The 10,464-nt window shown below is 73.0% G+C and carries 9 protein-coding genes; 6 read left to right on the forward strand and 3 right to left on the reverse strand.

The window, feature by feature from the left end:
* Nucleotides 1-21 precede the first annotated feature (21 nt).
* Nucleotides 22-324, reverse strand: coding sequence for a hypothetical protein (locus ACIQE0_RS06155; protein ID WP_402329429.1), 303 nt, complete (start codon nt 322-324; stop codon nt 22-24).
* 208 nt (nt 325-532) lie between these two features.
* On the opposite strand from ACIQE0_RS06155, the gene ACIQE0_RS06160 reads away from it, so the two are divergent.
* The 4 genes from ACIQE0_RS06160 (at nt 533) to ACIQE0_RS06175 (ending at nt 5,057) form a co-directional block, all read left to right on the forward strand.
* Nucleotides 533-1,357: a helix-turn-helix domain-containing protein gene (locus ACIQE0_RS06160; protein ID WP_402329431.1), complete on the forward strand. Its 825-nt coding sequence runs from the start codon at nt 533-535 to the stop codon at nt 1,355-1,357.
* Nucleotides 1,354-1,710 carry a DUF397 domain-containing protein gene (locus ACIQE0_RS06165; protein ID WP_402329432.1) on the forward strand — a complete coding sequence of 119 codons (357 nt, stop codon included), beginning with the start codon at nt 1,354-1,356 and terminating at the stop codon, nt 1,708-1,710. Before ACIQE0_RS06160 ends, ACIQE0_RS06165 begins: the two co-directional genes overlap by 4 nt.
* Before the next feature lie 10 nt (nt 1,711-1,720).
* On the forward strand, nt 1,721-2,935 hold the full coding sequence (locus tag ACIQE0_RS06170; protein WP_402329434.1) for a M20 family metallopeptidase: 1,215 nt from the start codon (nt 1,721-1,723) through the stop codon (nt 2,933-2,935).
* Between the two features lie 139 nt (nt 2,936-3,074).
* Nucleotides 3,075-5,057, forward strand: a complete 1,983-nt coding sequence (locus ACIQE0_RS06175) for a glycoside hydrolase (protein WP_402329435.1) — start codon at nt 3,075-3,077, stop codon at nt 5,055-5,057.
* A gap of 72 nt (nt 5,058-5,129) precedes the next feature.
* Here the strand turns inward: ACIQE0_RS06175 and ACIQE0_RS06180 are convergent, their stop codons facing one another.
* On the reverse strand, nt 5,130-5,792 hold the full coding sequence (locus ACIQE0_RS06180; protein ID WP_366337773.1) for a response regulator transcription factor: 663 nt from the start codon (nt 5,790-5,792) through the stop codon (nt 5,130-5,132).
* Nucleotides 5,793-5,859: 67 nt separating this feature from the next.
* Entirely contained in the window at nt 5,860-7,191 is a 1,332-nt protein-coding gene (locus ACIQE0_RS06185; RefSeq protein WP_366337775.1) for a sensor domain-containing protein, read from the reverse strand.
* A gap of 74 nt (nt 7,192-7,265) precedes the next feature.
* Here ACIQE0_RS06185 and ACIQE0_RS06190 point away from each other — a divergent pair, with 74 nt between their 5' ends.
* Together ACIQE0_RS06190 and ACIQE0_RS06195 are read left to right on the forward strand one after the other, a co-directional pair.
* Nucleotides 7,266-8,204: an oxidoreductase gene (locus tag ACIQE0_RS06190; protein WP_402329438.1), complete on the forward strand. Its 939-nt coding sequence runs from the start codon at nt 7,266-7,268 to the stop codon at nt 8,202-8,204.
* Between the two features lie 201 nt (nt 8,205-8,405).
* Nucleotides 8,406-10,289 (forward strand): APC family permease, encoded by a 1,884-nt coding sequence (locus ACIQE0_RS06195; RefSeq protein WP_366337779.1) that lies wholly within the window; start codon nt 8,406-8,408, stop codon nt 10,287-10,289.
* The last annotated feature ends 175 nt before the right edge of the window (nt 10,290-10,464 follow it).

Below are 10,464 nucleotides of genomic sequence, written 5' to 3' on the forward strand. Positions count from 1 at the left end.
GCTCGTCCTCGCCCCCTGGCGTCAGGCCGGCCGTTCCGCCCCGGAGATCGCCTGTAGGCGGGCGCCGCGACTCTTGGCGATGCGGCGGATCTCCGTCAGCGACTCGGTCAACTCGACGGTGAGGAGGTGGAGTTCGCCGGAGGTCCAGTTGCGAGCGCGCAGGAGGCGCCGGGAGTCCGCGATGAGGCCGTCGGCGAGGGTGAGTTGAGCCTCTTCGACATCGTCGGCCATACGGGAGATGTAGCCGGTTCCGTCTCCGAGGACGAAGCAGGGCTTGCCGTCGGGGCTCGACCACGGCAGAAGCCGCGGGGTAGCGTCCGTCACTGTCGTCAACCTCCATGGGGTTGGTGGCCATGCCCCCGGGCCGGTTGCAGCGGCCGCGGGGGCTCATGGCGTCCGTGCGTACGTTCTGTAGCCATTCGGTCACGCAGATGCCCCAACGGGCAATAGAATAGGGCCACTTAAAGGGCAGTGCTTACATCGCCTGCCTGCCGCAATGCTGACCACGAGCACAGAACGAGAGGTCACGGCATTGGACGAGACGACCCCTCCCGAGCTCTTCAATCCGCTCCAGAGTTTCGGACGTGACATCAAGCGGGTGCGGCTGGGCCGAAGGCTCACGCAGAACCAGTTAGGCAACGCAACGGGCTACTCCTACGCCTACGTCAGCATGGTGGAGTCCGGGAAGGTGAAGGCCAGCGAGAAGTTCGCGGACGGCTGCGACCTGGCGTTCGGGACGAACGGGCTGTTCTCGGGGCTGCTGCGCGGGATCGATGAGGGCGAGCACCCGTCGTGGTTCGTCCCGTACCTGAAGCTGGAGCGCAAGGCTTCGCGGATCCTGACCTACGACACCAACTTGGTGAGCGGCATCGTGCAGACGGGGGACTACGCGCGGACCGTGTTCCGCGTATCCAACCCCTGCGCGAGCGCGGAAGGGATCGAGGACAAAGTCGCAGCGCGGCTGCGCCGCCGCGAGGTGTTCGAACGGAACAGTCCACCGTCCTTGTGGGTCATCCTGCACGAGGCATGCCTGCGCACCGTCGTCGGTAACACCAAGGTCATGGCGGGGCAGCTTGAGTACCTGCTGAAGCTGTCAGCCTCACCACGCTTCGAGCTCCAGATCATGCCGTTCTCAGCGGGTGTTCCTGCCACGTCCACGATGCCCTTCATCGTGCTGCGCTTTCCGGCCTCGCCCACCGTGTTGTACACGGAGACCCGGGTAGGGGGCAGGATGCATGACTCCGCACAAACGGTCGAAGCGGCCCTGGATGACTACGATTTGCTCCGGGCGCACGCCTTGGGCCCTGATCGATCACTCGCCCTGGTCAAGAACCTCTTGAAGGAGTACCAAGCATGAGCCGCGACTTGGATCTTGCCACCGTCAAGTGGGTCAAGTCGGCCTACAGCGACGCCAACGGCGGCAACTGCCTTGAGTTCACCCGTGACTTCATATGGATCAAATCGTCCTACAGCGAAGGCAACGGCGGAGAGTGCCTTGAGTTCACCCGCGACTTCGTCTGGCTCAAGTCCTCCTACAGCGAAGGCAACGGCGGGGCGTGTCTCGAATTCTCGCCCGCCCACACCACCATCCACGGCCTCGTTCCCATACGGGACAGCAAGGTTCCGGATGGGCCTGTGATCGTCGTTCGGGCGGCGGGGTGGTCTTCGTTCGTCGGGGCGGTCAAGAATGGGGAGTTCGCCGCCGGCTGAGGAGGACTCCGTGGACCTGCGTGACGATGCCCGTGCCCTGTCCGACGACCTCGTGCGGCTGCGCCGCTCGCTGCACCGGATTCCGGAGACGGGGCTTGAACTGCCGCGCACGCAGGAGGCGGTGCTGGCGGAGCTGGACGGGTTGCCGCTGGAGGTGAGCACCGGCGACGGGCTCAGTTCGGTGACGGCGGTGCTGCGGGGGGCCGCGTCCGGGCCCGTGGTGCTGTTGCGCGGCGATATGGACGCGCTGCCGGTCGCCGAGCGCACCGGCGTGGACTTCGCCGCGGACAACGGGCGGATGCACGCCTGCGGGCACGATCTGCACACCAGCATGCTGGTGGGGGCGGCGCGCCTGCTCGCCGCGCACCGGGACCGGCTCGCGGGGGACGTGGTGTTCATGTTCCAGCCGGGCGAGGAGGGGTACGACGGGGCCCGGTACATGCTGGCGGAGGGGCTGTTGGAGGCCGCCGGGCGGCGACCGGTGGCGGCGTATGCGCTGCATGTGCTGTCGGCGGGACCGGCGAGCGGGGTCTTCGAGACGCGTGGCGGGCCGATGATGTCGGCGTCCAACGTGCTGCGGGTGACGGTGCGCGGGGTGGGCGGGCACGGGGCGATGCCGCACCGCGCCAAGGACCCGCTGCCGGCGGCGTGTGCGATGGTGACGGCGTTGCAGGCGTGGATCACGCGGAGCTTCGACGTGTTCGATCCGGTGATCCTGTCGGTGGGGACGTTCCACGCGGGGACGCAACAGAACGTGATCCCGGAGACCGCCGCGTTCCAGGCGACGGTGCGGAGCTTCTCGGCCGCGGCGCAGGCGCGCGTCAAGGACGGGACGGTGGAGGTGTGCCGGGGCGTCGCGGCGGCCCATGGGGTGGCGGTGGACGCGGAGTTCGTCGAGATGTATCCGGTGACCGTGAACGACGAGGCCGAGGCGGAGTTCGCGGCGCATGCGGTCCGTGAGGCGCTGGGCGAGGAGCGGTTCGCGCCGCGGCCGCATCCGGTGCCGGCGTCGGAGGACTTCTCGCGGGTGCTGGACGAGGTGCCGGGCGCGATGCTGATGCTGGGGGCGCCGCCGGCCGGGGCGGACCCGGCGAAGAGTCCCAACAACCATTCGCCGCTGGCCGAGTTCGACGATGCGGTGCTGGCGGACGGGGCGGCGGTCTATGCGGAGTTGGCGGTGCGGCGGTTGGCACAGGGGCGGGCACCGGTGGCCCCGGCCCCTTAGGGGCCCGTATCTCAGCAGCACGCTTCCCAGGCGCATGCCTTTTAAGGGGCCCGCATCTCAGGGCCACGGCTCTCACAAGCTCGCGCAGGAGGACGGGTCTCTTAGAAGCTTCTTAAACCGCCTCACTATCAACGTGGGCATGACATTCAAGCTCAGGCAAGTGATCGCCGTCTCCCTGGCGTTGACCGCCACCACGTTCGGGGTCTCCGGGTGCGGGAGGGCCGAGGCCGGGACGCTTCAGGGCGGCCGGCTGGCGCTTCCGGTCGCCGGGGGTACCGCCACCGTCGACACCGCCACGCTGGCGGTGACCGCGCGGACCGGCGACGGGACGCCGCTGGTGCTCTCCGAGGCGGTTGAGGGCGGGCTCGGGACGCCCGGGCCGATGACCCGGACGGCCGACGGGGCGCGCTGGTCGTATCCGGCCAAGGGGCTGGAGGTGACGGCGCGTTCGGAGCGGGGCCGGCTGACGGTCCGCATCCGGGCGGACCGGGACCAGTCGGTGAGCTGGCCGGTGACCGGGACCGACCGGGCCACCTCCGATGTGCAGGTGCCGCGCGGCGCGGGGCTGGACATCCCGGTGCGGGACGCGTTCTGGAACTCCGGGCGGGGCGGGCTGGCCGGGAGCACCGTGGACGTGGGGGCGGATCTGGCGCTGCCGTTGTGGGGATATGCGATGGGCGGGGACGCTCGCGCGGGCAGCGGGGCGCGGCACGGGGTGAGTTATGTGACGCCGACCGACATCGGGACGTCGTTGCGGTTCGCGTCCGAGGGCGGGGCGTTGCGGGCGACCGCGGCGCACGCCTTCGACGCGGGCGAGGGGACACGGGACTACGAGGTGTCGTTCGCGCTGACGGACGGGGACCCGGTGGCGCCGGCGGCGGACTACCGGTCCTACCTCGCGCAGCGCGGGCAGTTGGGCAGCCTGCGGGAGAAGATCGCGAGGAATCCGGCGAACGGGAAGCTGCTGGGCGCGTTCCACGCGTATGTGTGGGGCGAGGCGCGGACCGCGGAAGGGGTCGAGCGGCTGCGGAAGTCGGGCGTGGACCGGATGTGGCTGGGTTACGACGCCGGGCCGGCGCCGATGGACGCGGCGGCGGTGCGGGCGGCCCGGCAGGCCGGGTACCTGGTCGGGCCGTACGACTCGTTCGCCAACGGGCAGGACGCGAAGACGGCGGACAGTCCCACGTCCCAGTGGCCCGGGACGGTCTACCCGGACTTCTGCGTGCGGAAGGCGGACGGGTCGGCGGAGACCGGGTTCGCGGGGCGGGGGTGCTACCTGAGTTCGCGGGCGTTCGAGAAGGCGGAGCCGACCGCGCACCATCTGGCGGAGCGGACACGGGCGATGACCGCCAACGGGGCGGACAGCTACTTCCTGGACGTGGACGCGACCGGTGAGGTGTTCCGGGACCACGGGGCGGGCCACGAGATGACCAAGGCGGGCGACCGGGCGAACCGGCTGGCGCGGATGGAGCGGCTGGCGAAGGGCTTCGTGCTGGGGTCGGAGTCGGCCCAGCCGTGGGCGAACAGGGTGCTGGCCTTCGACCACGGCTCGGGGACGCCGGTCGCGGACGGGCTGTGGGCGCTGGAGCGGGACAAGGAGACCTGGGGCGGCTACTACCCACAGGACGCGCCGAAGAACTTCTTCCGGCCGGTGACGCTGCCGGCCGAGCTGGCCACGGCCATGTACGACCCGAAGTACCGGGTACCGCTGTACGAGACGGCGCTGCACGGGTCGCTGGTCAACGTCGAGCGCTGGGAGCTGTCGTACGACAAGCTGCCGGCCCAGAAGACCACCCGGGCGCTGCTGGCGATGCTCTCCAACACGCCGCTGAACTTCGTGCTGGACGGACCGTCGCTGACGAAGAACGGGGCGGAACTGGCGGCGTTGCAGCGGTACTTCGCGCCGCTGCACCGGGCCGCGGGGACCGAGCGGCTGACGTCGTTCCGGTGGCTGACGGGCGACCGGAACGTGCAGCGGACGGTGTTCGGGGACGGGACGCTGACGGTGACCGCCAACTTCGGCAGCCGGGCGTACGAGGGGCTGCCGGGCGGGTGCGTGGACGCCCGGCTGCGCGGGGACGAGCGGCCCCGGCGGCTGTGCCCGGCGCGGGTCGACAGCTGAGGGAGGGGGCGGGGGGCGGCTAGGGCGCTTCTGGCGGATCTCCGTGGACGCCGCGGAGATCCGTCAGAAGCCCTACGGCCGCCCCGCGGCCTCCAGGTAGCGCAGGACCGCCAGCACCCGGCGGTGGCCGGTGTCCGAGGGCGGGAGGTCCAGCTTGGCCAGGAGGTTGGCGATGTGCTTCTCGACGGAGCGTGCGGTGACGGTCAGGGCGGCGGCGATGGAGTGGTTGGTGCGGCCCTGGGCCATCAGGGCCAGTACCTCGCGTTCGCGCGGGGTGAGGGCGTCCAGGGCGGAGCTGCGGCGGACGGCGCCGAACAGCCGGCCCACCACGTCCGGGTCGAGGGCGGTGCCGCCGTGTGCCACCCGGTGCAGGGCGTCGACGAACTCGCCGATGTCCATCACCCGTTCCTTGAGCAGATAGCCGACGCCCGCGAAGCCCGCGCCGGAGCCGAAGAGGCGGTCCGCGTAGGCGGTCTCCACGTACTGGGAGAAGATCAGCACGCCGGTTCCGGGGTGCCGCTGCCGCAGGGTGACGGCGGCGCGCAGCCCCTCGTCGCGGTAGCCGGGCGGCAGCCGGATGTCGATCACGGCGGCGTCGGGACGGTGCGTGTCCACGGCGGTGAGCAGGCTCTCGGCGTCACAGACGGCGGCCGCGACCTGTACCTCGCGCAGTTCCAGCAGCTGGACCAGGCCCTCCCGCAGGATCGCGGAGTCCTCGGCGATGACGACGCGCATGGTTCCCGTCCTTGGGGAGTGCGAAGGGGACCTCTTACAGAGGGCGGGCAGGAGGCTGAAGGGGCGGCTACCGGGCCCGTGCGGTGCCGTCGGGCGCGGCCGGGTACGGGAGCCGGATCGTGACCACGGTAGGGCCTCCGGGTGGGCTGTCGCAGGTCAGCGTGCCGTCGACGGTGCGGATACGCCCGAGCAGACCGGTCAGGCCGCTGCCCGCGCCGGGCACCGCGCCGCCCCGCCCGTCGTCCCGTACGGACAGCAGCAGGACGCGGCCGTCGCCGTGCACCTCGACGGCGGCGGTGGCGGCGGCGCTGTGCTTGACGGTGTTGGCGAGGAGTTCGGCGGCGCAGAAGTAGGCGAGGGACTCCAGGGCCGGGGTGGGGCGGTGGGCGATCGCGGTGTGCAGGGCGACCGGGAGCGGGGCGTCGGCGGCGAGGGTGGCCAGGGCGGTCGCCAGGCCCTCGTCGAGGGCGGGCGGGTGGATGCCGCGGACGAGGTGGCGCAGGTCGCTGACGGCCCGGGTGGCGTTGTCCTGGGCGCGGGCGACGGTGGCCAGCAGGCGGTCCCGGCCGGCGTCCCGGGTGAGCAGTTCGCGGATCAGGGTGAGCTGCATGCCCAGGCCGACCAGGCGGGCCTGGGTGCCGTCGTGCAGATCGCGTTCGATCCGGCGGAGGGTGGCGGCGGCGTCCTCGACGGCGTGCGCCCGGGTCTCCTCCAGGGCGCGGATGCGGGCGTCGGCGGCGCTCGGGCCGAGCAGGGCGCGCAGCAGCAGCCGGTGCGGGGCGCCGGCCCGGCGGACCAGGTGGGGCGCGAGGAGGAGCAGCAGCGCGCCGGCCGCGACCACGACGGTCCAGCGCGGCCAGCTGTCGAACTCGACGCCGTGGATCAGCACGCCCACGTGGTGGACGGAGCCGTCGGGGTCGCGGACGGTGAGGTGGTTCCAGCGGCGCAGGACGGGCTGGGTGAGCGCCAACGGGCCGTAGACGTAGCCGAGGACGGCGGCGAGCAGCGGCGGCAGCGCGGTCAGCGGGGCGAGGAGGGCCGCGGCCACCGCCCGCCGGCCGGCCCGGTCGCCGAGCAGCGCGCGCCGCCAGCCGAAGAGGCCGGGCGCGGTGCGCCGCCCGGCGGGCTCGATCGACTCCCCCAACAGGACGCGGGCCATGGCCCGTTGGAGACCGCCCAGGGCGAGGGCTCCGCGGACCGTCAGGGCCAGCAGCCAGAGGCCGAACGTCGTCCAGGACAGCGCCGCCCCCACGGCCAGTCCCATCAGCACCAGGACCGCGCCCGGCAGCGCGAGCGCCGGCGCGGCCAGGGCGTGCAGGAGGGCGGCGAGGGCGCGCGGGGTGAAGGGGGCGGTCAGCGCGGCGCGGAGGCGGCCGGCCGGGCGGGGGCGGCGAGGCATGCGCCCAGGATCTCCCCGCGAGCCCCGCGGAACGGTCGGCGTACGCTGAACTTCCCCCGACCGAGGAGTACGGCGTGACCCGGTGGAACACCAGCCACATACCCGACCAGACCGGCCGCGCGGCGGTCGTCACCGGCGCCAACAGCGGCCTCGGCTACGTCACCGCCCGTGAGCTGGCGCGGCGCGGTGCCCGGGTGGTGCTGGCCTGCCGCAGCGCGGAGCGGGGCACGGCGGCGCTGTCCCGGCTGCGGGCCGAAGTGCCGACCGCCGAGGCGGAGTTCCGGGCGCTGGACCTGGCCGATCTGGCGTCCGTGCGGCGCTTCGCCGAGGGCCTCGCCGACTTCTGCGACGACCGGCTCGACCTGCTCGTCAACAACGCGGGCGTGATGGCGCTGCCGCAGCGCTTCACCGCGGACGGCTTCGAGATGCAGTTCGGCACCAACCACCTGGGGCACTTCGCGCTCACCGGACTGCTGCTGCCCAAGCTCCTGGCGACGCCCGGGGCCCGGGTCGTGACGGTCTCCAGCATGCTGCACGCACTGGCCGATGTGGACCTCGGCGACCTCAACAGCGAGTGCTCCTACCACCGTTGGCTCGCCTACGGCCGGTCCAAGAGCGCCAACCTGCTGTTCACCCACGAGCTGGCCCGGCGGCTGGCGGCGGCCGGCTCGCAGGTCGTCGCGGCCGCCGCGCACCCCGGTTACGCGCACACCAACCTCCAGACCGCGGGGGTGCGGATGGAGGGCCGGCAGTCCGCCGAGCGCGTGGTGGAGCTGGGCAACCGGCTGATCGCCCAGCCCGCGGAGGGCGGGGCGCTGGGCACGCTGTGCGCGGCCACCGCCCCGCACATGCGGCCGGACGCCTTCATCGGGCCGCGCAACGGGCTCCGCGGCGCCCCGGCCCGCTCCTTCCGCGCCCCCTGGACACGCGACGACCGCACCGCCGAGCGGCTGTGGGCGGCCTCGGAGGAGCTGACCGGGGTGCGGTGCGACATCACCGTCCCGGGGGCGTGAGCCAGGCTCCGGAAGGCGCGCTTCCGTCAGGGGGCGCGCCGTTACGCCTTCGGGGGCGCGCCCGTACGTGCCGCACCGTCAAAATCCCGTGAAGATCGCCGTGCCGCCCGCCAAGGGCGCGCCAAGGCCGCTCGCCGACCGCCGCCGCGGCCCGCACGCTGGGCTGGTCCCAGCCAGCGCCGCACGGAGGTACGACGAACCATGTCGACGGTGTCGCAGCCCGCAAACCGGCCCGAGCAGCCGCCCCCGGCGACCGCGACCGGCCCCGGCACCGGCGCCGCCCCCGGCCCCGACCCGGCCGGTGACCGGCACCGCCTGACCGCCCTCCAGGGCCTGGCCGCCCTCTCCCTGGACGCGATGGCCTCCGTCGCCTACGGGCCGGAGTCGATCGTGCTGGTCCTGGCCACCGCCGGCGCCTACGGGCTGGGCTTCACCCTCCCGGTGACGCTCGCCATCGCCGCGCTGCTGGCCGTCCTGGTGGCCTCCTACCGCCAGGTCATCGCCGCCTTCCCCAACGGCGGCGGTTCCTACGCGGTGGCCAGGACCCACCTGGGGCCCCGCTCCGCCCTGGTGGCCGCCGCCTCCCTGGTCCTGGACTACGTCCTCAACGTCGCGGTGTCGGTGACCGCCGGCGTCGCCGCGCTCACCTCCGCCTTCCCCGCGCTCTACGGCGACCGGGTGTGGATCTGCCTGGCCGTGCTGCTCGTGGTGACCGCGATCAACCTGCGCGGGATCGCCGACTCGGCGCGGGCGTTCCTGCTGCCCACCGCGGTCTTCGTCGGCTCGATCCTGGCGATGATCGCGGTCGGGCTGCTCCGGGACGCGCCGGCCTCCACCGTCACCGCCGCGGGCCACGCCTCCGCCCTCGCCCACAACGCCACCTCCGTCGGCGCCCTCCTGCTGCTGCGGGCGTTCGCCTCCGGCTGCTCGGCACTGACCGGCGTCGAGGCGGTCGCCAACGCCGTGCCGTCCTTCCGCGCCCCGGCCGCCCGGCGCGCCCAGCGCACCGAGGTCGCGCTGGGCGCCCTGCTCGGCGTGATGCTGGTCGGCCTGTCGCTGCTCATCGGCCGCTTCCACCTCCAGCCGGTGGACGGCGTCACCGTCCTCGCACAGCTGGCGGACGCCTCGCTCGGCCACAACTGGGCGTTCTACGTCGTCCAGTTCGCCACCATGGTGCTGCTGGCGCTGGCCGCCAACACCTCCTTCGGCGGCCTGCCCGTCCTCATGGGCCTGCTCGCCCACGACAACTACCTGCCGCACGTCTTCGGCCTGAAGGCCGACCGGCAGGTCCACCGGCACGGTGTGCTGGCGCTGGCCGCGGTCGCCGCCGCGCTGCTGGTCTTCTCCGGCGGCGACGTCAACACCCTGGTGCCGCTGTTCGCCATCGGGGTCTTCGTCGGCTTCACGCTCTGCCAAGCCGGTATGGTCCGCCACTGGCACCGGGAGCGGTCCGCCGGCTGGTTCGGCAAGGCCCTGCTCAACGGCTTCGGCGCGCTGCTCACCGCCGCCTCCGCGCTCGTGGTCACCGCCACCAAGTTCACCGACGGCGCCTGGCTGATCGTGGTCGCGCTGCCGCTGATGGTCCTCGCCTTCGAGGTCGTCCACCGGACGTACGGGCGGATCGGGGACCGCCTCGGCCTCGGCCGGGTGCCCGAGCCGCCGCGGCGCGCCCGCTCCCTCGTCGTCGTCCCCGTCTCACACCTGTCCCGGCTGACGAGCGAGGCGGTCAACGCCGCGGTGTCCCTGGGCGACGAGGTGATCGCGGTCACCGTCACCCACGACACGCCCGAGGACCGCCCCGCCGCCGAGGCGCTGCGCCGCGACTGGGAACTGTGGAATCCGGGCGTGGACCTGCTGGAACTGCCCTCCCCCACCCGCTCCCTGGGCCGCCCGATCACCTCCTACGTCCGGGACCTGACGGCCCGCCGGCCCGATGCGCGGGTCACCGTGCTGATCCCGGAGGTCGAGCCCGCCCATCTGTGGCAGCGGGTGCTGCAGAACCAGCGGGGGGCGGTGCTGGCGCATGCGGTGCGGCGGGACACGGATGCGGTGATCTGCCGCTTGCGGTTTCGGCTGGCGCCGTAGGTTTTCCCACGTTGTCGGGTGTCCCGCCGTGGCGGGTGCGGTTTCTTTCGCCTTCGGCGGGGGGGTGTTGGGCGGGGGCGCCTGCTGGGTGGTGGGTGGCGGGTTCGGCGCCTTCGGGGTGGGTGGTGTGTGGGGGGGGGGCTTTGAGGGCAACCCACCCCCCCCCACGCCCCCG

This window comes from Streptomyces sp. NPDC093097 (assembly GCF_044754325.1).
Lineage (GTDB): Bacteria > Actinomycetota > Actinomycetes > Streptomycetales > Streptomycetaceae > Streptomyces.